Genomic DNA, 22703 nt, shown 5'->3' on the forward strand with positions numbered 1-22703 from the left:
TGTAAGAGACGGCCATCGCGTGATCCGGTCTGATGCTATGCGGCGATCGGGGTGGGGTCGGGTTGGTCGGTGTCGTGTTGGCTGGTGTCGACGGTGATCAGGCGGGCTTTGGCGAGGAGTTCCAGGCCCATGTAGCGGCGACCCTCGGTCCACTCGTCGGTCTGCTCGGCCAGGACAGCACCGACAAGGCGGATGATCGCCGCCCGATTGGGGAAGATCCCGACGACGTCGGTGCGGCGGCGGATCTCCTTGTTCAGTCGCTCCTGCGGGTTGTTCGACCAGATTTGACGCCAGATCTCGCGCGGGAAACTGGTGAACGCGAGGAGGTCATCGCGGGCGGCGTCGAGGTGTTCGGCCGCGGCGGGGAACTTCGCTTCGATCGTGGCCACGACCCGCCGGAACTGGGCGTGGACGGCGTCGGCATCAGGCTGGTCGAAGATCGTGCGCACGAGGGTCGCGATCCACGGCTGCGCCGACTTCGGCACCTTCGTGAGCAGGTTGCGCAGGTAGTGGGTGCGGCATCGTTGCCAGGTGGCGCCGGGCAGGGCGGCGCCGATCGCGGCGACGAGGCCGCGGTGGGCGTCGGAGATGACCAGTTGGACGCCGGAGAGTCCGCGGGCGGTCAGGCTGCGCAGGAACGCCAGCCAGCCGGCGCCGTCCTCGTCCGAGGCGACGTCGACGCCGAGGACTTCACGCTGGCCGTCGGCGTTGACCCCGACCGCGATCAGGGCGTGGACGTTGACGGTCCGGCCGTGTTCGCGGACCTTCATGGTCAGCGCGTCCATCCACACGAACGTGTAGTGGGCGGCGTCCAGGGGTCGGTTGCGGAACGCCTCGACCTGGGCGTCGAGGTGGGCGGCCATCTCCGAGACCTGCGACTTCGACAACTGCCGGATGCCGAGGGTCTCGACCAGCTTCTCCACCCGCCGCGTCGACACCCCGAGCAGATAGCTCGTGGCGACCACCGAGACCAGGGCCTGCTCTGCCCGTCGCCGGTGCGTCAGCAGCCAGTCGGGGAAGTAGCTGCCCTGACGGAGCTTGGGGATCGCCAGGTCGATCGTTCCGGCGCGGGTGTCCCACTCCCGAGGCCGGTAGCCGTTGCGAGAGTTGACCCGCTCGTCGCTGCGTTGCCCATAGCCGGCTCCGCAGATGGCATCGGCCTCGGCGGACATCACCGCCTGCGCGAACATTTTGATCATCGCCTGCAACACGTCCGGCGACGCGCCCTCGATCTGCTCGCGCAGCAGGTCAACAGGGTTCACACTCTCTGAAGCGGCCATCGCGTCCTCTCTTCCTTCTCTGACTTGGTCGTCTTGAAGGATCGACGCGATGGCCGTCTCTCATCTACGCAACACGCCCATCACGGGCAAGTCGTACACCACTTCCGCGGACGCAACCCATCCGCCAGATAGGCCCCACCAACCTTGACGGAGAGGTGGCACTTGGCCAGATCAGCTCGACCACTCTGCGCGACCTGCTCCGTACACCGAGGGGACCGCCCCGCTCAACTGATCTGGGCAACCGCCCGAGCGCCAAAACTGGGTGTCCGGTGGGTGCCCAACCATCCCGGTGGCGATCACGACGGACACTCGTGAACGAGATTGCTAGGCGGGAGGCCGTCGTACCAGGTCAGCGCGGCCGGTGGCCTGGGCCAGCAGGACCGGGCTGCCGGTGCCACAGCCGCAACAGCACCGAGGCGAGCATGAGCGGCAGCTGGCAGGGCAGGCTCGGCCCGATCAGCACTAGCAGCACCGGCACCGGAGCAGGCGGGTGCGAGCAGGGCCCACCGGGCGCCGAGGGCTACCCCGCATTCCAGCGCCACCAGGGTGCCAAATGAAGCCCAGCACCATCAGCGGACCGTGCACCCGCTCCAGCGGGACGTGCGGCGCGGGCACCGGCGGGTCGAGCAGCAGCAGGGCGGCGTAGAGACCGCTCACCAGGGCGAAGCCGCCGGTGGCGAGGACGGGGAGCCGCCGACGCAGGGCCATCGGCAGGGGTTCATGCCGGCTTTTCGGTGATATTCGGCAGGGCCAGCCGCACCACGCAGGCGTCGGGTGCGCCGAAGGGTTCGAGCACAGCGCCGGCCGGTGGGGCACCGGCGTGTTCGAGCGTGCCGCGGACGACGCCGACGTGCAGCGCGCAGATCGCGTCGGGGTTGCGGTTAACCAGTTCCAGGAAGGGGCAGGAATGCAAATAGATCTCGGTCGTCCCGTCGGCCGTACTGTGCCGGCGAGGGCTGAAGCCGAGTCCGCGCAGGACGTCGAGCAACGTGTCGACCGGTTCCCTGCCGGGTGGGGTGGTGGCGGCGAGGTGACGTCCCCAGTCCTGGCCGGCGCGGGTGGCCTCCGCCCGGACGTCGCCGTGGCCACGCCGCGACAGGTATTCGAGCAGGGCGGCGGCGAGCGCCCGGTACGGAGCGGGTGCCGGGGCCTCCGCGACGGCAACCCGGTAACGCCACGCCGGCCGTCCGGGCTGGCCCCCACTGGCCCGCGCTTTGACCAGCAACCCGGCGTCGACCAGGCGGTCGAGGTGGGTGCGTGTGGTGGACAAGTGAAGGCCCGTCCGCTCCCCGACCTCGGCGATCGTCATGCCAGCGCCGGCGGCCCGCACGAGCTCCAGGATCGAGGCTCGGCTGGCAGTTCCGAGAGCCCGGTGGCGCTGCGGGTCGATAGTCTCGCCGACCGGCCCTGTTCTCGATGTTTCCACGGCAGAGAACGTTACAACGTCGTTCGCCCGCAAAACCCTGGAGGGTTCCATGTCCGCCTCACGCTCCCCTGCCGACCGCGAGGCCGCGCAGGCCGTCGTCCGGGGCCACGCCCAGCTCGCCGTCGACCTCGACCGGCAAGTCGGAAACCTGTTGACCGCAGCCGACCAGGGCGACGCCGCAGGGCGCTCCGGCACCGCGACGAACTGCTGCCGCACGCGCACGCCGAGTAGGACTCGCTCTACGCCGCCGACGGTGAGCTGCTGGTCCGGGGGATGCAGACGAGCACCAGGCGATCACCGGCCTGGCCGCCGAGCTGGAGACCGGTAACCGGCCGGCACGCCTCGCCGGCGCCGCGCACGCCCTCGCCACTCTCTTCGCCGTCCACCTGGCAAAGGAGAATGACCTGGTCGTCCCGCTGCTCGTGGACGTGGTCGACGTCTTGCTGGCGACATTGCTGGAGGGGATGCACGATCTACTCGGCTCCTCGGAAGGCTCGAATGGCGGCGTGTGCGGTGGTGGCTGCGGCTGCGGTGGTGACCGAGCCCCCGGCCGACGCGCCGGCCCCGACCTTGGGCATCGATCCCCGGCTGGTCGTCCGGCAGCTGCCGCACGACCAGCGCCACGCGCGGGTGCTGGAGGCGCTGCCGGGCGGTGGAGCGCTGGTGCTGGTAGCCCCGCACACACCCCGCCCGCCGCTGGCCGAGGTCGCAGCCCGCTTGGGCGACGGCGTACTCAGCGAGTGGCTGCAGGACGGGCCGGACGTGTGGCAGATCCGCCTCTCCCGCCAGCCGGCGGCGATCTGAGCAGTCTGCCGTCCTGGCGCACCGGGCCGTTCGTCCCTACTGGCCGGGGTTGCCGGTACGCACGATGAGGTCGTCCACCCCTCGCGGTCAGGAGACGAAGTGTGTTGCTACTGCGGCTGCCGGGAGTTCCCGGCGATCGGCCGGCTCTCGGCCGAGCACGAGGCGATCGCGAACGCGGCCGGTCGGCTGCGCGGCGCGGCGCGCACCGGCGGCCCGGGCGCCCTGGCGGCGCTGGACGCGCTGCTGGCGCTGCTGATGCCGCACACTGCCACAGAGGAGGATGGCCTCTTCGCGGAGCTGCGGGCCGAGGGCAGCCTGATCGAGGCAGTGGCGAAGCTCTGCGCTGAGCACGACGACATCCACGGCGTACTTGGCCGCGTCGACCGGGCCGACCCGGACTGGCCCGCGGTGCTGGCCGCTCTGGACCGGCTGCACCGACACATCGACAACGAGGAGCACGGTCTCTTCCCGGCAGCGGTGATCGCGCTGCCGGTCCCGGCCTGGGACCGGATCACCCCGGCGGCCGAGGCGTCCAGGTGAACCATCCCGGGGGGCAACTACCAACGCCGCCACGCGGCTACCGGCGGCTAACCGGCTGCCGCTTCGCCGTGCCGATGAGCGGTGGGCGCGTGCGCCGGGTCTTCGACGGACGGTGTAGTCCGGTCTGATCCGGCGGCCTCCGTTCGGTCCGCCTCGCGGAACCGCCCGGGAACGCGCCAGCCCTCTGCCCTGGGGATGCCGGACCGATCTGTTGGCCGTCTGGTCGCTCCCCCTGGTTCGTCGGCGCTGTCCGCGTCACGAGGCAGACGTTGGCTAATGGCAGCCGCCCGGGCCAGGGAGCACGTCACCGCCGGGGCGGACCCAAAGGCCCGCCGCGTTGCCTGCAGGTACAACGCCTGGTGATTTCGGGACCTTCGGCCCGGATCGGCGAGGTAATAGCTCGGCAGGATTGCCCGCGACGCCCCTGCTTGCGGTTGTGCGACTGCGCACCGTCGTGAAGGTGGGCATCACGGCTCCCTATCGAAGGAATGAGGCTCATGTCGCGAGCGACCGAGAGTGCGGGTCGAGCGCTGCTGGCGGTTGGCGGCCTGCTACGCCGGGCCGAGGTGTCGGCCGACGGCAGGACGCTGCACCAGATCGGCGGCCGGGAGGCGGACGTCTTCTACCGGGACCGCTGGTCCTACGACAAGGTGGTCCGTTCCACGCACGGGGTGAACTGCACCGGTTCGTGCTCCTGGAAAGTGTATGTCAAGGACGGCATCATCACCTGGGAGCAGCAGCAGACTGACTACCCGAGCGTCGGACCGGACCGGCCAGAGTACGAGCCTCGGGGCTGCCCCCGGGGCGCCGCCTTCTCCTGGTACACCTACTCCCCCACCCGGGTGCGCTACCCGTACGCGCGGGGCGTGCTGGTGGAGATGTACCGGGAGGCCAGGGGCCGCCTCGGTGATCCGGTGGCCGCGTGGGCGGACATCCAGGCCGACCCGCAGCGCCGCCGCCGCTACCAGAAGGCCCGCGGCAAGGGCGGCCTGGTCCGGATCGGCTGGGACGAGGCCCAGGAGATGGTCGCCGCCGCGCACGTGCACGCTATCGCCGAGTACGGTCCGGACCGGGTCGCCGGCTTCTCGCCTATCCCGGCGATGTCGATGGTGTCGCACGCCGTCGGCGCCCGGTTCCTGTCCCTGCTCGGCGGCTCGATGCTGTCGTTCTACGATTGGTACGCCGACCTGCCGGTGGCCTCCCCGCAGGTCTTCGGCGACCAGACCGACGTGCCCGAGTCGGGGGACTGGTGGGACGCCTCCTACTTCGTCATGTGGGGCTCCAACGTGCCGGTGACCCGCACGCCGGACGCACACTGGATGGCCGAGGCGCGCTACCGCGGGCAGAAGGTCGTGGTGGTCAGCCCCGACTTCGCCGACAACGTCAAGTTCGCCGACGAGTGGATGCCCGCCCAGCCGGGCACCGACGGCGCCCTGGCGATGGCGATGGGGCACGTCATCCTCAAGGAGTTCTTCGTCGACCAGCGCACCCCGCGCTTCGTCGACTACGTCCGCCGGTTCACCGACCTGCCGTTCCTTGTCACCCTGGAGCCGGGCGTCGACGGGGCGTACCGGCCGGGCAAGTTCCTCACCGCCGACGACCTGGGCGAGACGGACAAGGAGGCGGCTTTCCGGACGGTGCTCTGGGACTCGGCCACCGACGCTCCCGCCGTGCCGCGGGGCAGCCTCGGCGACCGTTGGGCCGAGCAGCAGGGCCAGTGGAACCTGGACCTGGGCGACCTGGAGCCGGCGCTGACCTGCCTCGGGGCGGGCGACGCGGTGGAGGTGGAGCTGCCTCGGTTCGACACCGACACCCCGCAGGCGCTGCGCCGGGGCGTGCCGACACGCACGGTGCGGGGCCAGTTGGTGACCAGCGTCTTCGACCTGGTGCTGGCCCACTACGGGGTAGGCCGCGACGGCCTGCCGGGCCAGTGGCCGACAGGGTACGACGACGTCGAGGCGCCGTACACGCCGGCGTGGCAGGAGCCGGTCACCGGCGTGCCGGCGGCGCAGGTGGCCCGGGTGGCGCGGGAATTCGCCGACAACGCGGACCGCTCCGGCGGACGGTCGATGATCCTGCTCGGCGCCGGCACGAACCACTGGTTCCACTCCGACGCCACCTACCGGGCGATTCTGGCGCTGGTCACCCTCACCGGCTGCCAGGGGGTCAACGGCGGCGGTTGGGCGCACTACGTTGGGCAGGAGAAGTGCCGCCCGGCGACCGGCTGGGCGCAGCTCGCGTTCGGCCTGGACTGGGTCCGCCCGCCCCGGCAGATGATCGGCACCGCCTTTTGGTACGTGCACACCGACCAGTGGCGCTACGACACCTACTCCGCCGACGTGGTCTCCTCCCCCACCGGCACCGGCGCGTTCGCCGGCAAGCACACCATGGACCTGCTGGCCCAGTCGGCCCGCTCGGGGTGGATGCCGTCGATGCCCACCTTCGACCGCAGCCCGCTCGACCTGGCCGACGAGGCCCTCGCCGCCCGGCCGGACGACCCGACGGGCTGGGTGGCCGAGCGGCTCGGCGAGGGCGACGTGACGTTCGCCTGCACCGACCCGGACGCGCCGGAGAACTGGCCACGGGTGCTGACCGTCTGGCGGGCCAACCTGCTCGGCTCGTCGGCCAAGGGCAACGAGTACTTCCTGCGGCACCTGCTCGGCACCTCCGCAAACCTGCGCGCCGAGGAGGCGCCGGAGGAGTTGCGGCCCAAGGACGTGACCTGGCGGGAGGAGGCCCCGGAGGGCAAGCTCGACCTGCTGCTCAGCCTGGACTTCCGGATGACCTCCACGACGCTCTTCTCCGACATCGTGCTGCCCGCTGCCACCTGGTACGAGAAGCACGACCTGAGCAGTACCGACATGCACCCGTTCGTGCACGCCTTCACCCCGGCGATCAACCCGCCGTGGCAGACCCGGACCGACTTCGACGCCTTCCACGGCATCGCGAAGGCGTTCTCCACTCTCGCCGGGCCGCGATTGGGCGTACGCAAGGACCTGGTCGCGGCGCCGCTGCTGCACGACACCCCGGACGCGATGGCGACCCCGCACGGCCGGGTCCGCGACTGGGCGGCGACCGGGGAGACCCCGGTGCCGGGCCGGACCATGCCGAAACTGGTGGTGGTCGAGCGGGACTACGGCGCAATCGCCGACAAGATGGCCGCGCTCGGGCCGCTGATGGACACCCTCGGCACCACCAGCAAGGGCTTCTCGGTCGACGTGCGGCCGGAGGTCGAGTATCTGCGCCGCAAGAACGGTGAGGTGCGCGGCGGCGCCGCGGACGGGCGGCCGTCGCTGGCGAAGGACACGCACGCCTGCGAGGCGATCCTGGCACTGTCGGGCACCACCAACGGGCGAGTCGCCACCGCGGGCTTCCGGGACGTGGAGAAGCGCACCGGGGTACGCCTGGCGGACCTGGCGGCCGAGCACGAGGGCAAGCAGATCACCTTCGCCGACACCCAATCCCGCCCGGTGCCGGTGATCACCAGCCCGGAGTGGTCGGGCAGCGAGCACGGCGGCCGCCGCTACTCCCCCTTCACCATCAACACCGAGCGGCTCAAGCCCTGGCACACGCTCACCGGCCGGCAGCACTTCTTCCTCGACCACGACTGGATGCACGAGGCCGGCGAGGCGCTGCCGATCTTCCGGCCGCCGTTGGACATGCACAAGCTCTTCGGCGAACCGCGACTCGGCCGCAACGGGGAGCTGGAGATCACCGTCCGCTACCTCACCCCGCACTCGAAATGGTCCATCCACTCCGAGTACCAGGACAACCTGATCATGCTCACGCTGTCCCGGGGCGGACCGACGATGTGGATGAGCGAGGCCGACGCGGCGAAGATCGGCGTCCGGGACAACGAGTGGATCGAGGCGGTCAACCGCAACGGCGTGGTGGTCTGCCGGGCCGTGGTGACGCACAAGATGCCCGAGGGCACGGTCTACATGTACCACGCCCAGGAACGGGTAATCGACGTGCCCAAATCGGAGACCAACGGCCGGCGCGGCGGCATCCACAACTCGCTGACCCGGCTGCTGGTCAAGCCCACCCACCTCATCGGCGGGTACGCGCAGCTGTCCTTCGCGTTCAACTACCTCGGCCCGACCGGCAACCAACGCGACGAGGTCACCGTGATCCGCCGCCGCTCACAGGAGGTGCAGTACTGATGCGGGTCATGGCACAGATGGCGATGGTGATGAACCTCGACAAGTGCATCGGCTGCCACACCTGCTCGGTCACCTGCAAGCAGGCGTGGACCAACCGCTCCGGCGTCGAGTACGTCTGGTTCAACAACGTGGAGACCCGCCCCGGGCAGGGCTACCCGCGCACCTACGAGAACCAGGAGCGCTGGCAGGGCGGCTGGGTGCGGACCCGCTCCGGCAAGCTCAAGCCACGCTCCGGTGGCCGGATGAAGAAGATGTTCAGCATCTTCGCCAACCCGAAGCTGCCATCCATGCAGGACTACTACGAGCCGTGGACGTACGACTACGAGCACCTGATCAACGCGCCGGCCGGCGAGGACACCCCGGTAGCCCGGCCGAAGTCGCTGCTCACCGGCCAGAACACGAAGATAACCTGGAGCGCCAATTGGGACGACTCGCTCGCCGGCGGCAACGAGATCGCCGCCGGCGATCCGGTGCTGGCGAAGGTCTCCGGCCAGGTGAAGCAGGAGTTCGAGAAGACCTTTATGTTCTTCCTGCCGCGCATCTGCGAGCACTGCCTCAACCCGTCCTGCGCGGCCTCCTGCCCGTCGGGGGCGATCTACAAGCGGGCCGAGGACGGCATCGTCCTGGTCGACCAGGACCGCTGCCGGGGCTGGCGGATGTGCGTGACCGGCTGCCCCTACAAGAAGGTCTACTTCAACCACCGCACTGGCAAAGCCGAGAAGTGCACCTTCTGCTTCCCGCGCATCGAGATCGGCCAGCCCACCATCTGCTCCGAGACCTGCGTGGGGCGGCTGCGCTACCTCGGGCTGATGCTCTACGACGCCGACCGCGTCGCCGAGGCCGCCGCCATCGCCGACGAACACGACCTGTACGACGCGCAGCGGTCGGTCTTCCTCGACCCGCACGATCCGGCCGTGGTTGCCGCCGCCCGCGAGGCCGGCGTCCCGGACGACTGGATCGACGCTGCGCAGCGCTCGCCGATCTGGGATCTGATCATGCGCTACGAGGTGGCGCTGCCGCTGCACCCGGAGTACCGGACGATGCCGATGGTCTGGTACATCCCGCCGCTGTCGCCGGTGGCTGACGTGCTGCGGGAGACCGGCCACGACGCGGAGGAGGTCGGCAACCTCTTCGGGGCCATCGACGCGCTGCGGATCCCGGTGGAGTACCTCGCCGAGCTCTTCACCGCCGGCGATCCGGAGCCGGTGCGCGGGGCGCTGAACCGGCTCGCCGCGATGCGCGCCTACCAGCGCCGGATCAACCTGGGCGAGGAGCGCGACGAGTCCATCGCCGCCGCGGTCGGCATGACCGGCGCGGAGATGGACGAGATGTACCGGTTGCTCGCCATCGCCAAGTACGAGCAGCGGTACGTCATCCCCGCCGCGCACGCCGAGGACGCGCACCGGCTGGAGAAGATCGCCACCGAGTGCAGCCTCGATTACGAGGGCGGCCCCGGGATGGGCGGCGGCGGCCCGTACGGCCAGGGGCCCTTCGGGGAGTCCTCCGGCACGCCGGTGCCGGTCCAGGTGGAGACCTTCCACATGCTGCGCGACCGGCAGACGACGGAGGGCTTCACCGACCCGGGCGACGAACCTCGCCGGGTCAACCTGCTCAACTGGGACGGCAAAGGCAGCCCGAATGGCCTCTTCCCGCCCCGCAGCCACGAATCCGCACCCGTCGACGGAGGTAACCCGTGAGCCAGCCGATCTGGCGGGCGGTGGCCGCCCGCGCGGCGTCCCTGCTGCTGCGCTATCCCGAAGAGGAGGTCCTCGCGGCGCTGCCCGCCGTGCGGGCCGCGCTCGACGGCCTGCCGGCCGAAGTCGCCCGGGCGCTGCGCGAGGTGGTCGCCCACCGGGAAGCCGCCGCGCCGGTCGACCTGCGGACCGCCTATGTGGAGGTGTTCGACTTCCGGCGCCGCTGCTGCCTGCACCTGACCTACTACACCTGCGGCGACACCCGTCGCCGGGGTGAGGCGCTGGTCGACTTCGCCGCCGCATACAAGGCGGCCGGACTGACCGTTGTCGACGGCGAGCTGCCCGACTTCCTGCCCGCTGTCCTCGACCTGGCCGCTGCCGACGACGACGGGTGGCGGCTGCTGCGGGAGAACCGCGTCGGCCTCGACCTGCTGGTCGAGGCGCTGGGGCGGGAGAAGTCGGTGTACCGGCAGGCCGTCGCCGCCGTCCGGGAGATGCTGCCGCCTGCCCAGGCCGGGGACATCGCCGCCGCCGCCCGGCTGGCCCGCACCGGGCCGCCGGTGGAGCAGGTCGGACTCGAACCATTCGGACTGGTCGACACGACTGGAGGACGCCGATGAACATCCTGCTGTGGGTGGTGTACCCGTACCTGTCGATCGCGGTCCTCGTCGGCGGCCTGATCTGGCGCCACCGCTACGACAAGTTCGGCTGGACGACCCGATCCTCCCAGCTCTACGAGAGCAGCATCCTGCGGTGGGGTAGCCCGCTGTTCCACTTCGGGGTACTGATGGTCTTGATCGGACACGTCGGTGGCCTCGTGGTCCCGAAGTCCTGGACCGAGGCGGTCGGCGTCACCGAGCACACCTACCACCTCATGGCCGTGTTTATCGGCACGGTAGCTGGCTTCTGCACCCTGATCGGGCTGGGCATCCTGATCGCCCGCCGCCGGTTGACCGGGCCGATCTTCGCCGCCACCACCCGCAACGACAAGGCGATGTACGTGGTGCTGGCGGGGGTGATCGTGCTGGGCCTCTGGGCCACGGTGCAGGCCAACGTCGCCGGCCCCGGCTACGACTATCGGGAGACCATCTCTCCGTGGTTCCGGTCGCTGTTCTACCTCCGCCCGGATCCGGAGATCATGGTCGACGTCCCGATGGGCTTCCAGATCCACATCCTGGCCGCCTTCGCGCTCTTCGCGTTCTGGCCGTTCACCCGCCTCGTCCATGCGTTCAGCGCCCCGGTCGGCTACGCCACCCGCCCCTACGTCGTCTATCGCAGCCGGGACGACCGGCCCGGACTGCGGCCGACCCGCCCCGGATGGGAAGGGCCGCCCCGGCTGCCCGCCCCGCGCGGCGGTCGGACCCGCTCGCGCCGGTGACCCACCGCAGCCTCGACCGCCTGGAGACCGCCCCCGGCTGCCTCCGGCGGACGGCAGCCCGACGTCCCGGCAGGGAGGAACCACCGGTGACCATCGCACCGCACCACACCGACAGTCACCATTCGCCCCGACCCGTGACGGAGTGGGCCGCTGCGCGGGCGCTAGCCCACCGGCTCTCCGCTCCCCTGCCCGCGGAGTCGGTGCCGCTAGCCTCCGCCGCCGGCCGGACCCTCGCGGCGCCACTGATCGCGGCGGTCCCGCTGCCCGGGTTTGACAACTCCGCGATGGACGGATACGCGGTGCGAGGGCCGGGCCCATGGCGGGTGGTCGGCCAGATCCTGGCCGGTCGCACCCACGCCGTCGCGCCCCTGGTAGAGGGGACCGCCGTAGAGGTGGCAACCGGCGCTCCTGTCCCGGGCCAGGCGGACCGGATCGTGCCCTACGAGATCGCCGACCGGATCGGTGACGTCCTGCGGGCGGCGCCGGGCGATCGTAGGCACATCAGGTGCGCGGGCGAGTATGCCGCCCGCGGTCAGGAACTGGTGCCGCCGGGTTCGCCGGTCACGCCGGCGGTGCTGGGGCTGGCCGCGAGCGTCGGCCTCGACCGCCTAACAGTCCGGGCCCGACCCCGGGTCCGCCTGTTGATCAGCGGCGACGAGGTGGTCCACGCCGGCCGTCCCCCGTGGGGCAGGGTCCGGGACGCGATCGGCCCGATGCTGACCCCGCTGCTGTCCGCCTGGGGAGCGGACCTCCTCGGTCCGCGGATGGTCGGCGATCAGCCCGACTGGTTCGCCGAGGCGATCGCGGACAGCACGCGAGAGGCCGACGTGACGGTCGTCTGCGGGGCGTCCTCCGTCGGCCCGGCGGACGGGCTGCACGCATCACTGCGGCACGTTGGGGCCGTGACGTACGTGGACGGGTTGCGGTGCCGGCCCGGGCACCCACAGGTCCTGGCCCAGGCCGGGGCCCGCTGGATCGTCGGCCTGCCGGGCAACCCGTACGCGGCGCTGGTCGCCGCGCTCACCCTGATCGACCCGCTGCTCACCGGGCTAGCCGGACGGCCGCCGGTCGATCTGGACACCGCCGTCCTCACCGATCCGTTGCGCCTCGACGAGCGGAACACCCGGATCGTGCCGGTCCGGCGCGGCGCGCAGGGCCTTCGGCTGGTCGGCGGTGCGCACCCGGGATACCTCGGCGCGGCGGCGGAGGCCGCCGCGCTGGCCGTGGTGCCGCCCGGTTGGCGTCCCGGCACCCCGGTCGGTCTGCTCACCCTGCCGTGACAGGTGGGACGTCCTCCTGGGCCAGGTCTTCCGGCCCTGCCGGGGTGGGTTGGCTCGAGCAAGGCTCGTACCGGTGAAGCGGACCGCGCATTCCCCTTTTGGCGCCGCGACAGCAGCACGACGATCCCGACGGAGTTGAACGATGACCAGCATCCGTAACCGGCAAGCCGGGTCCACCGCCCCGGTCGGGCGTCCCACCTCCGGCGCCGCCCTCCAGCTAGCCATGGCAACCGTCGGTTTCCTGGTGAACTTCTGGGCATGGGCACTGCTCGGTCCGCTGGGCCCCGGCGTCAAGGAACAGCTGGGGCTCGGCTTCGCCGCGCAATCCCTGCTCGTCGCCGTACCGGTGATCGTGGGCTCGCTGGGCCGCATCCCGGTCGGCGCGCTCACCGACCGGTACGGGGCCCGAGTAGTCTTCCCGCTGGTCACCGTCGCCACCATCGTGCCGGTGCTGACCCTCACCACGGTCTCCTCCTACCCGGCGCTGATCGTGACCGGCTTCTTCCTCGGCATCGGCGGCACCGCCTTCGCCGTCGGCGTTCCGCTGGTGTCCGGCTGGTACCCGCCGGCCCGGCGCGGCTTCGCCATCGGCGTGTTCGGTGTCGGCATGGGTGGCACCGCGATCGCCAACTTCACCACCGTCCGGCTGGCTGACACCTACGGGGAACGGGCCCCGTTCCTGCTGGTCGCGGCGATCCTGGCGGCGTACGCGGTGCTGTCGTTCCTGCTTCTGCGCGACGCTCCGGGCCCGGTCCGGCCCACCGGGTCGGCCTGGCAGCGGCTCGCTGGCGTCGCCCGGCTGACCATCACCTGGCAGCTGTGCTTCCTGTACGCGGTCGGGTTCGGCGGATTCGTGGCCTTCAGCGTGTACCTGCCGGCGTACCTGCACACCGCCTACGGGCTCAGTGCCGCGGACGGTGCGCTGCGGGCCGCCGGGTTCGTCGTGCTCGCCGTGCTGGCTCGCCCGGTGGGCGGCTGGCTCTCCGACCGGCTACACCCCGTGCCGGTGCTGGTGTGGTGCTTCGCCGGGGTGGCCGGGTTCGCCGTCCTGCAGGCCTTCCAGCCGGCCCTGATGCCGGTGGCCACGGTCGCGCTGCTCGGCATGGCGGGGCTGCTCGGCGCGGCCAGCGGCGCGGTGTTCGCCTTGGTCGGCAGGGTCGCCCCCGCCGACCAGGTGGGCGCGGTCACCGGGCTAGTCGGGGCGGCCGGCGGGCTCGGCGGGTTCGTGCCTCCGCTGGTGATGGGTTGGGTGTACGGATCGCAGGGCTCCTACGCTATCGGGCTGATGCTGCTCTCCGACGTCGCGCTGGCTGCCGCGGTGTTCACCGCGGTGAAGATGGAGGGCTTGGCCCGCCGCGCCGCCTGAATTGTCGTTCCGGACCCGGTCGGTCCGGCCGCGCCCTCGGCCAGTTCGAGGTCGTGATGGGGTCACTAGCGTGATAGTGGATGCGGCCCCGCCGAGCCGCCAATGCTTCATCTATGCAGGTGCTCGGACCAACGCTCGCTCGTCTCGTAACCTGCGACCGGGGGGTATCCTCCTGGCTGGGGTCGGCGAAAGACGATAGTCGCGAGGCAGTAACGGCCAGAGCAAAGTCGAAACCGGAGTCCTGTGGCATCCCCGCTGCGGATGCCAGCGCCTAGGGTGCGTGCGGCATCTCGGGAACCGTGACGGCGGTGAAGTTCTGCGGCATCAGCCACCTCGAAAGTAGCAGGTTCCGCGCGCCGCCTGCCGGCGTTTGGGACGCCCTCAAGGGTCAGCCCGATCCTGGTGCGAGTGGCCGCAGTCGTCTCCCCGATCTCGTAGAGGCAGTCGATGGTCGATCCCGCCAGTCGATGGAAATGAACGACAGCATCACGATGCTCGGCTCGATTCCACCAAGGACTTCTCCTTAACCCAGCCGCCTGACACCCATGAGTAAGTCAAGGCTTCTGGAGGCCTTCGTCATCACGTCCATCTACGTCGTGTCGCCACGCGACGTCGACCAACGTCCCTGGACAGTACATCTAGGCGTTGCAGGCACAGGGTGGAGTGGGATGGGTTCACGGCAAGCGAGAACGCTGATCCGTGGAGCCGCGGGGTGAGCTGCCGAGTGCGCCCCTCGAAGAGGCGGTCGGGCAGCCTGCCGATCTTCAAGTCGGCGTGCAACCGCCGGCAAGACTGCGAGCAGCGCGTGGCCATCGGGCTCCGGCAGCCCGCGGGAAGCCATTCCCGCCCACTCACCGTGAAACGCCTTCGATGCCACTCACCGTGAAACGCCTTCGATGCCACTCACCGTGAAACGCCTTCGAGGCCACTCGCTGCATCGGTGCTACGCGGGTCCGCACCGCGGCGAGGTGGTGATGCCGCCGACCGGTGGTATGGGATTGAGAATCGACCAGCTCTTGATGGCGCTGACTAGCCTGTATACCCGAAACGAGTCTGTTCTCGCTATCCCTGAGGAGGCCCAACGCATCAGCGCGCCCTTGTGGCTCCTGCTGGTGCGGCGCGCATCGGGTCGGGCTATTGTGCTCCTGGTAACCGCGAGAAGCATTACCTCCTTCGAAAGGAACGTGGGACGTGGCTAAGCAAATCGTTCATAAGCTGGTCGATGACCTGGAGGGCGGGGACGCTGACGAGGCCGTCAAGTTTGGACTCGATGGCGTGCAGTACGAGATCGATCTGACGGCAGCCAATGCCCAGAAGTTGCGTGACATATTCGCCCCGTATATCGCCCACGGCGCCAAGGTCGGTCGCGGTGGGGTGGTGGTCGGCGGCCAGGCCGCACGCGGCCGGAGCGGTGCTACCGCCGGTCGCGAACAGAACATGGCCATTCGGGCCTGGGCCAAGAAGGCTGGCCGGGACATCTCCGACCGCGGCCGCATCCCTCAGGAGATCGTCGACGAGTATCACGCGAAGGCGGGCCGCTGAGCCCACGCATGACAGCCCACGACGCCTTGCCCATCGGGTCGGTCAGCAGCTCTACCCGCGCACTATGTCGGCTATGTGCAGAAGCTGCTGACGTGCCAGCTGGAGCATCTCGCGCCGACGCACCCCGATGCCAGCCACGTCAATGTCCATGACGCGACGAACTCATGACGGGCGTCATGGCGGCAGCGCCGCACGCCGTAATGATGCTCACCATGGGCGCTCCCCTGGTTGCAGCCCCCGCGCCTGCGCAGTTCGATTAGGGCCCGGGCAAAAGCGCCAGGTGCCCGCCTTGATGCGCCTGGTGTGGAGCCGTGAGTCCGTGACGCATGCGGTGCCGTGCGCCGGTCCGGGTCGGTACATTCCTAACGGGCGGGCCACTGCCTTCGCCACCTGTTGGGCGGCCTGTTTGCGGATGGCGGCTGCCCCGGCCAGGGGGTAGGCCGCATCGGTGAACAGATGCGTAGCGAGCTGCTCATAGTGATCGTCGATGTGGGCATACCGCTGCCGGTCAGCTCGTCGGGGCGGCCGCAGGCGAGGCTCGTGGCCGTATGGTGACGCGCTCATCGATGTCGTCGGGCGATGTCGTAGCGCGAAGCTGTGTCGTCCGCCGGCGCGGTCGGTCGCCGTCGACGTCTGAGCCGTCGCCGTGGCCCCTGGGATCGCTGTCTGCGGAGCCGCCTCGGCCACCTGTTCGATCGTCGGGCTAGGGTCTGTTGCGAAAGTCGCTGGTCACGGGCCTTGGGCTGTGTTTCCATGCCGCAGTGAAGAGCGAGAACGTGTCCGGCGCGGATGTACCCCCGAGTGTTCGACAGCGGACTGATCGCGACCTCAGTGACTGTGTGCGGGTGCTGGCAGAGGTCCATGAGCGCGACGGCTATCCGGTGAACTGGCCCGATCTCCCGGACGCATGGCTCACGCCGCCATCGCTCATCGCCTCGTGGGTGGCGGAACTGGATGGCCGCATAGCCGGCCATATCGGCTTGTCCCGGAGCGACGCGGGAGACGCGGCACCTGGGCTGTGGGGCGCTCGTGCAGGTGTGAGTATCGACGCGACCGCGGTGGTCAACCGACTGTTCGTCGCTCCGTCGGCCCGCGGTCATGGGATCGGTGCGCTGCTGATGGCGCAGGCTGTCAGAGAAGCACAGGATCGCGGCTTGCATCCGGTGCTCGACGTGGTGGCTTCTGACACTGCGGCGGCGGCTCTGTACGAGAGGCTCGGCTGGCAGCTGCTGGCCACAGTCGAACAGCAGTGGAGCCCGGAGCAGAAGCTGGCCGTCCGGTGTTATGCGGCGGCAACCTGACGGTAGTGCCCCTGGTCACAGCCACTCGTTGAGGACTGCGACCAGCACGGTCGCCTCGTAGCGGACGGCAAGCTTGTCGTATCTCGTGGCGACCGCGCGGTGGCGCTTGAGCCGGTTGATGCCGCATTCGACCGCGTGCCGCTCGCGGTAGTCGGTCTTGTCGAACTTCGGCGGCCGCCCGCCGCGAGAACCGAGTTTCTGCCGGTTGCGGACCCGGTCCGCCGGGACCGGAATCGTCGCTTTGATACCGCGTCGGCGCAGGTAGGCGCGGTTCTTGCGGGAGTCGTATGCCTTATCGGCCCGGACTCGGTCCGGGCGCTTCCGCGGCCGTCCCAGGCCCAGCCGGGGAACCCGGATCGCTTCCAGGACCGGCTCGAACTGCGGGGAATCACCCCGCTGACCGGCCGTGATCACCACGGACAGCGGCTTCTGCCCCTGCTCGACCGCCAGGTGGATCTTGCTGGTCAGCCCGCCCCGGGACCGGCCAAGTCCGTGGTCGCCCGGCTCGACGAAGACCCCGCCGGGCGACTCCTTCTGGAGATCCCCCTTTTCGCGGCCCCGGCGGCGTGCTGATGTGCCCGGCAGACAGTCGAGTCGACGTTCACATCCCAGGTGATCAGACCCTTCGCGTCGGCCTGGGCCTGGAGCTGGGTGACGATCCGTGCCCAGGTGCCGTCCCTCTGCCAGCGCCGGAACAGGTCGTAGACCCGGTCCCATGGCCCGTAGCGTTCCGGGACGTCCCGCCACGGGGCGCCGGTCCGGGTCCGCCACCGTATGCCGTCTATCAACTGCCGCCGCGTCCACACCGGCGGACGGCCCGGCTTGATGCCCGAAGGCAGCAACGGCTCAAGCCGGGCCCACTGGCCGTTCGTCAGATCCCCGCGTCCCACAGAACCTGATCATTAACGATCAAGATCCACTTTCGCAACAGACCCTAGTACGGCAGCCGCCGTTCGGGATCATGGCTGGAGTTCGAGGTTGAGGCGTCGGGCGTAGTGGGCTTGGCGGGCTCGGGCTTGATGGCGGCGGCGCCAGTCTGACCAGCGCAGACGGTGGGTGAGGTCGCGGATCGGGCGGAGTACGAGGGTGTTGATCAGCCGGCGGGTCTCGTTGACGGTCAGCTTGATCAGTCCTGTGTCGGTGGAGTCGTCGTCGGCGTCGGCGGCGCAGATCGCCAGAACGGCGAGGGCGGCCAGGGCCAGGGTGGTGAAGCGGTGCCAGGAGTCCCAGCGGCGGACCTGGTGCTGGTCGAGGCCGACCTGGCCCTTGGCGGCTTGGAAGCTTTCCTCGACTGTCCAGCGGATGCCCGCGACCCGCACGAGTTGGGCAAGAGTGGCCTGTTGCGGGGTCCAGCAGCGGTAGAAGGCCAGCTCGCCGGTGGTGGTGTTGCGGCGGATCAGGAGGCTGTGGTGGCCGCCGTCGTCGGGGTCGGCATCGGTGCAGACGTCGTCGAGCCAGGCCCAGTCGTAGAAGCGTGGCCCTTTCGACCCGGCGCCTGCGCTGCGGCGCTGCCACACCGAGGCCGGTAGGTCGGCGGCGACCCGGTCAGCCCGCACCCGAGTCTTGCCGCCGTCGAGAGGGACCAGGTGACTGCGGGAGACGCCCAGGACATAGCCCAGGCGGTGTTCGCGCAGGTGAGCGCGGAAGACGCTGCTGTTGCCGTAGGCCTCGTCCGCAGCCGCCCACGCGGCGGGGACGCCGGCGTCGACCGCAGCGGTGATCATGTCGGCGGCCAGCTCGGACTTCGTGGCGAAGACGACCTCATCGGGAACCCCGGCGGCCTGGCATCTGTCCCGGTCATCGGTCCACGACACCGGCAGGTAGACCCGGCGGTCGATCAGCGTGTGCCCGTGCCGGCTGGCGTAGCCGCAGAACACCCCTACCTGCGCGTTCTCGATCCTGCCGGCGGTGCCGGTGTACTGGCGTTGCACCCCGACCGAATGCGTGCCCTTCTTCAGGTCCCCGGTCTCGTCGACGACCAACACCGCGTCCGAGTCGCCGAACCGGGCCACGACCACGTCGCGCAGATCGTCGCGGACGGCGTCGGCGTCCCACACCGCCCGATACAACAGCCTCTGCATCGCGTCCGGCCGGGCATGCCCGGCCTGCTCCGCCAACTGCCAACACGTCTTGACCTCGACATCCGAGAGCAGCCCGGCCACGAACGCCGTCGCCGTGCGCCGCGGCTCGACCCGCCCGAACCGTCCCGCGAACGCCTCGCACACCCCGGCCAGAACCTGCCGCCACCGGGCAGGGTTTACGCTGTGGCACGCGGCCACCGCCAGATCTGAAGTTATGTCCACAGCAGACAGACGATCACGCGGTGGCCGCACCTCGTCTACCCGGCCCCACCAGCGACATCTCAAACGGCGGCTGCCGTACTAGCAGCTGCCAAACCTTGCGCCCGTCGGAGGTGCGACTGAGGACCTCGGGTTCGGATGCGCAGGTGGTCGGTATCGGCGGCCGGGGAGGCAAGCCAGACGTCCCGCGTGGGCGGTGCGCCATGGCTTTTCTGTTGACCCGCCAACGCCGAAGCCGGGCAGAGAGGACCCGTCGCTTGCCCGCCCTTCGGGTAACCAGCGGGCGGGCTGCTGCCTCTGGCGATGATCGATACGGCGGGCCGCACTCGCGCGCCCACGACGGTGCCGATGCCGCCTTGATCCGCTCTCCCATCGCCAGCGCGGTTCACCCGAACGAGGCACCCGGATGCCATCCGGACGTGGCCATTCGGCGGGCCGGGGGTCGAAAGCGAGATCCCCCGTGGCGGTGAACACCATGGTCTCGACCGGCCCCGGCGGCATGGGCAAGTCACTATCTGGTCACCGGCCTCGTGGGCTCGTCAACCAGATCGGGAAGGGGCGGCAGTGAGCTGGCGATCCCGTCAGGGCCCGGTGGCTACGCCGATGGTGCGGCAGGTCCGCGCGACGTTCCTCGAGTTGTTCTTCGACCTCGTGTTCGTCTTCGCCTTGACCCGGATCGTGTCGAGGGTGTTCGAGCACCTGGTGATTGATCCCTACGGCAGCGCCTGGCCGGCGGCTATCGCCCAGGCCGCAAGGACACTACTGCTTCTGCTGGCTCTGTTCGGCCTGTGGCAGGGGACGTCGTGGACCACCAGCCGTTACCATCCTGACTCCCTTGCTGTGCAGGCAGTTGTCACGGTCGCGCTGGGAGCGGGACTGGTGATGGGTGTAACCATCCCTCGCGCCTACGACGGATACGGCCTCGCCTTCGCGCTGGCCTACCTGATCGGGCAGCTCGCTCGCCCGCTGATCCTTCTGCTCGCGCTGCCCGACAAGAACCGCCGGGCCTTGAAGACACGCATGCTGCTCACCTACGGCATCATCGGGCTCTTCTGGATCTGCGGCGCGGTCGCCGGCGGTGCGGCGCTGGGGCCGCTTTGGGCGTTGGCCCTCGCCCTCGAGTACGCCGCTTCACGCACCGGCTGGCCGCTACCAAGGCTGGGCCGCTCCGATGCGGAGCACTGGGACATAGGAGCCGAGCACCTCGCCGAGCGTTACCAGCAATTCTTCCTCATCGCCCTGGGCGAAACGATACTCGTCATCGGCTTCACCTACAGCACCGGGCCCTTCACCCGCAATCACACCCTGGCGTTCGTCACCGCCGCGATCACCTCAGCTCTGCTGTGGCGCCTGTACTACTACCGTGCCGGCCGAATCCTCGCCGACGCGATCACGCACGCACGTCGGCCCGCAGCGATCGGCCGGGCAGCAGCCGACACACATTTCATCATGATCATTGGAGTGGTGACCACCGCGCTGGGCTACGAGATCACCATCGAGCACCCCTTCACCCACGCTCCACCAAGCTGGATCGCGCCCATACTTCTCGGTCCCGCCATCTTCATCGCCGGACGTGCCCGCTTCGAACATCACGTGTTCGCCCGTGTATCGCCCGCCCGCTACCTCACTCTCACCGCGCTGCTGTTGTGCTACCCCGCCGCCACACGCACGCCGCCCATCACCGCCGCGGTGACCGCGACAGCGATCCTGCTCGCCGCCGCCGTCGCTGACGCCCGGCGCGCCCGTCGTCACCCAGATGAGCCCCCGACGCCGTCACGCTGACCAGCCACATCGACACTCGCCTCGCGGCCTTCGACCCGCAGCTACCGTAGTCACCAGGCGACGTGACGCTGGCCCACATCACCGCGGCCACCTCCTCGCGCAGTAGGCGAAAGCCCTCGACATCGCGTCCGAGGCTTCCACCAAGGCCGGCGGAAAGCTCTGGGCAATCTACAAGGGCGGACAGGACGAGCGGAGGAACACTCTGGCCGGTTGCGGTGAGTGATTCAGGGATGACGTGAATGAGATCTTCATGTTTGACTGACATTCATGCGATCAGGGCAGGCGCGGCTGGCGATCGACTACGGCAGCGCCGACACCACCGCCGTACTGGCATGGCCGGACGGCACCTGGACGCCGCTGCTCTTCGACGGCGAACCCGCCCTGCCCAGCGCCGTCCTCCTGAGCGAGGACGGCACCACCGTGACCGGCCACCACGCCTGGCGGGCCGCGCCGGTCACACCGCACCGGTTCATCCCGCACCCCCGCCAACCCTCCGAGCAGCGCCTCACCGTCGCCGACACCGACGTCGACCCGCTCGACCTGGTCGCCGCGACCCTGCGCCACGTCGCCGGGCAAGCCCACCAGCTCGCATGGCTAGACATCAACCGGCCCTCGGCAGAGACTAGGATCACAAACTGGGGAGTGTGGATCCTCTCGTGGGTGCCGACGATGACGTTACGCAGGTGGCCGCAGTCGATGGCCGCCTGCCCGCGTCCCGCAATCGGTAGAGCGCACGCTGGCCGGGAGAGTGCCAGAGGCGGCTCGATCTGCAAAGACCCTCGGTGAGGGCCGCGCGCAGTTTGCCCTCCATATGCCCCTGCGGGCAAGGTGCCGGCTTGCTCGGCCGTTTACTCGAAGGCGGCGTGCACGGCCATGCTGCCCCGCCGCTCGTTGCCATCGCCACACCCGCGTGCAGCGAGGCACCGAGCGGCCATCCTGTCATCAGCGACGAGGGGGTCTGATTCCCTTGGCCGGCGGCGTTTGGATCGCTGTCCGAGTCGCCTGCGACGTGCGTCAGCGCAGAACGTGGCCTGACTCCCGCTCCTGCTGCCGCCCTCACTGATGCTCCCCATGGGGCAAGGGTTGAGGCGGCCAAGTCGGCGCGTAGGGCGATGCAGAGTCGTGAACCGCCCCGGATCTTGTAGAGACCACGCGAACGGTGTAGTGATTGAGGCCGCCTCTCAGGAGAGCACGCGGGCGCAAAACGACCATTGGCCATACCGCTTTGCCATAAGGAGTCGATCACTGTCTGTGCTCAGGGGGCACTGGCGTTACCGTGGCTGAGCCTCGTCCACAAGGCAGTGGCGGTCCGGGTTGATGAGAGCCGGCTCGGACCGCCACTAGAGCCTGTTTCATAAGAACTGGTCAGCCTGCGCGGAGTCCGGACGACGACCGGCGACGTTGCGGTTTCGTCCGAGTACGACACCGGTATCTAAACGAAACCGCGCCTTGCCGGACCGCCGTCCGGACTCCGCCTCGGCTCGACCGCCCTCATGAAACAGGCCCTAGCCGAAGCGGCCCACCTCTCCCCGAGGAGGACAGGGGTCACTCGACGTTGGTTGGGACGTCGCCGAGGCTGCGGTGCCCGCCACTGCAGTGGCGTTGCACCGCGTCCGCGAGTGTGGTCACCACCGATTGGAATTAGGCGCCGGGCAAGGCGACCCCGAAGGCCTGGACGAGCAGCAGCCACAGGACCACTGTGGCGCGCAGCAAGTCGGCGAAGCCGGTGGACCCGGTCAAGGCGGCGAGGCCAGCCAGGACCATGGTGATGTAGAGGACGGGACGGGGACGATGCATCAGGGGTTCTCCTCAGACTCGCAGCCCTCGGATCCTCCGGCCGGCTTGGC

General features: G+C 69.7%; 19 protein-coding genes. 12 read left to right on the forward strand and 7 right to left on the reverse strand.

What is annotated here, in order from left to right; all coding sequences use genetic code 11:
- Positions 1–35: 35 nt before the first annotated feature.
- From ACN27D_RS00790 to ACN27D_RS00805, 4 genes are all read right to left on the reverse strand, one after another.
- A complete protein-coding gene (locus tag ACN27D_RS00790; protein ID WP_121686484.1) occupies positions 36–1280 on the reverse strand; it encodes an IS256 family transposase in 1245 nt (414 codons plus the stop codon).
- A 462-nt stretch (positions 1281–1742) separates the two neighbouring features.
- The gene (locus tag ACN27D_RS00795; protein WP_244933305.1) at positions 1743–1988 is read right to left on the reverse strand and encodes a hypothetical protein; all 246 of its coding nucleotides are present in this window, start codon (positions 1986–1988) and stop codon (positions 1743–1745) included.
- Between the two features lie 10 nt (positions 1989–1998).
- Entirely contained in the window at positions 1999–2757 is a 759-nt protein-coding gene (locus ACN27D_RS00800; protein WP_420900508.1) for a helix-turn-helix transcriptional regulator, read from the reverse strand.
- A 188-nt stretch (positions 2758–2945) separates the two neighbouring features.
- The gene (locus ACN27D_RS00805; RefSeq protein ID WP_421498261.1) at positions 2946–3092 is read right to left on the reverse strand and encodes a hypothetical protein; all 147 of its coding nucleotides are present in this window, start codon (positions 3090–3092) and stop codon (positions 2946–2948) included.
- Positions 3093–3240: 148 nt separating this feature from the next.
- Between ACN27D_RS00805 and ACN27D_RS00810 the strand changes: the two genes are divergently transcribed.
- From ACN27D_RS00810 to ACN27D_RS00855, 10 genes are all read left to right on the forward strand, one after another.
- A complete protein-coding gene (locus ACN27D_RS00810) occupies positions 3241–3510 on the forward strand; it encodes a DUF2249 domain-containing protein (RefSeq protein WP_244933303.1) in 270 nt (89 codons plus the stop codon).
- 99 nt (positions 3511–3609) lie between these two features.
- Entirely contained in the window at positions 3610–4050 is a 441-nt protein-coding gene (locus ACN27D_RS00815; RefSeq protein WP_120569358.1) for a hemerythrin domain-containing protein, read from the forward strand.
- Between the two features lie 497 nt (positions 4051–4547).
- Positions 4548–8213: a nitrate reductase subunit alpha gene (locus ACN27D_RS00820; protein ID WP_120569357.1), complete on the forward strand. Its 3666-nt coding sequence runs from the start codon at positions 4548–4550 to the stop codon at positions 8211–8213.
- On the forward strand, positions 8213–9910 hold the full coding sequence (narH, locus tag ACN27D_RS00825) for a nitrate reductase subunit beta (protein ID WP_421498262.1): 1698 nt from the start codon (positions 8213–8215) through the stop codon (positions 9908–9910). Before ACN27D_RS00820 ends, narH begins: the two co-directional genes overlap by 1 nt.
- A complete protein-coding gene (gene narJ / locus ACN27D_RS00830; RefSeq protein WP_120569355.1) occupies positions 9907–10527 on the forward strand; it encodes a nitrate reductase molybdenum cofactor assembly chaperone in 621 nt (206 codons plus the stop codon). The genes narH and narJ overlap by 4 nt, the downstream gene beginning before the upstream one ends.
- Positions 10524–11285: a respiratory nitrate reductase subunit gamma gene (narI, locus tag ACN27D_RS00835; RefSeq protein ID WP_421498263.1), complete on the forward strand. Its 762-nt coding sequence runs from the start codon at positions 10524–10526 to the stop codon at positions 11283–11285. The genes narJ and narI overlap by 4 nt, the downstream gene beginning before the upstream one ends.
- 86 nt (positions 11286–11371) lie before the next feature.
- A complete protein-coding gene (locus ACN27D_RS00840; protein ID WP_120573723.1) occupies positions 11372–12565 on the forward strand; it encodes a molybdopterin molybdotransferase MoeA in 1194 nt (397 codons plus the stop codon).
- 223 nt (positions 12566–12788) lie between these two features.
- Positions 12789–13931, forward strand: a complete 1143-nt coding sequence (locus ACN27D_RS00845) for an MFS transporter (protein ID WP_205776094.1) — start codon at positions 12789–12791, stop codon at positions 13929–13931.
- Positions 13932–15122: 1191 nt separating this feature from the next.
- Positions 15123–15473, forward strand: coding sequence for a histone-like nucleoid-structuring protein Lsr2 (locus ACN27D_RS00850; protein WP_120569351.1), 351 nt, complete (start codon positions 15123–15125; stop codon positions 15471–15473).
- 761 nt (positions 15474–16234) lie between these two features.
- On the forward strand, positions 16235–16774 hold the full coding sequence (locus ACN27D_RS00855; protein WP_350817332.1) for a GNAT family N-acetyltransferase: 540 nt from the start codon (positions 16235–16237) through the stop codon (positions 16772–16774).
- Between the two features lie 15 nt (positions 16775–16789).
- On the opposite strand, the gene ACN27D_RS00860 is transcribed toward ACN27D_RS00855, so the two are convergent.
- Both ACN27D_RS00860 and ACN27D_RS00865 read right to left on the reverse strand, forming a co-directional pair.
- A protein-coding gene (locus ACN27D_RS00860) for an IS5 family transposase (protein WP_350817331.1) occupies positions 16790–17664 on the reverse strand; the annotation gives its coding sequence in 2 pieces (ribosomal slippage) (positions 16790–17317 and positions 17320–17664; 873 coding nt in all).
- A 69-nt stretch (positions 17665–17733) separates the two neighbouring features.
- Positions 17734–19053, reverse strand: a complete 1320-nt coding sequence (locus ACN27D_RS00865; protein ID WP_420891099.1) for an IS701 family transposase — start codon at positions 19051–19053, stop codon at positions 17734–17736.
- A 612-nt stretch (positions 19054–19665) separates the two neighbouring features.
- Between ACN27D_RS00865 and ACN27D_RS00870 the strand changes: the two genes are divergently transcribed.
- Positions 19666–20856 carry a low temperature requirement protein A gene (locus ACN27D_RS00870; protein ID WP_244933301.1) on the forward strand — a complete coding sequence of 397 codons (1191 nt, stop codon included), beginning with the start codon at positions 19666–19668 and terminating at the stop codon, positions 20854–20856.
- Positions 20857–21123: 267 nt separating this feature from the next.
- The gene (locus ACN27D_RS00875) at positions 21124–21642 is read left to right on the forward strand and encodes a hypothetical protein (protein ID WP_421498264.1); all 519 of its coding nucleotides are present in this window, start codon (positions 21124–21126) and stop codon (positions 21640–21642) included.
- A gap of 855 nt (positions 21643–22497) precedes the next feature.
- On the opposite strand, the gene ACN27D_RS00880 is transcribed toward ACN27D_RS00875, so the two are convergent.
- A complete protein-coding gene (locus ACN27D_RS00880) occupies positions 22498–22653 on the reverse strand; it encodes a hypothetical protein (RefSeq protein WP_162959083.1) in 156 nt (51 codons plus the stop codon).
- Between the last annotated feature and the right edge of the window lie 50 nt (positions 22654–22703).

The organism is Micromonospora sp. WMMD1274 (assembly GCF_049179035.1).
GTDB lineage: Bacteria > Actinomycetota > Actinomycetes > Mycobacteriales > Micromonosporaceae > Micromonospora > Micromonospora tulbaghiae.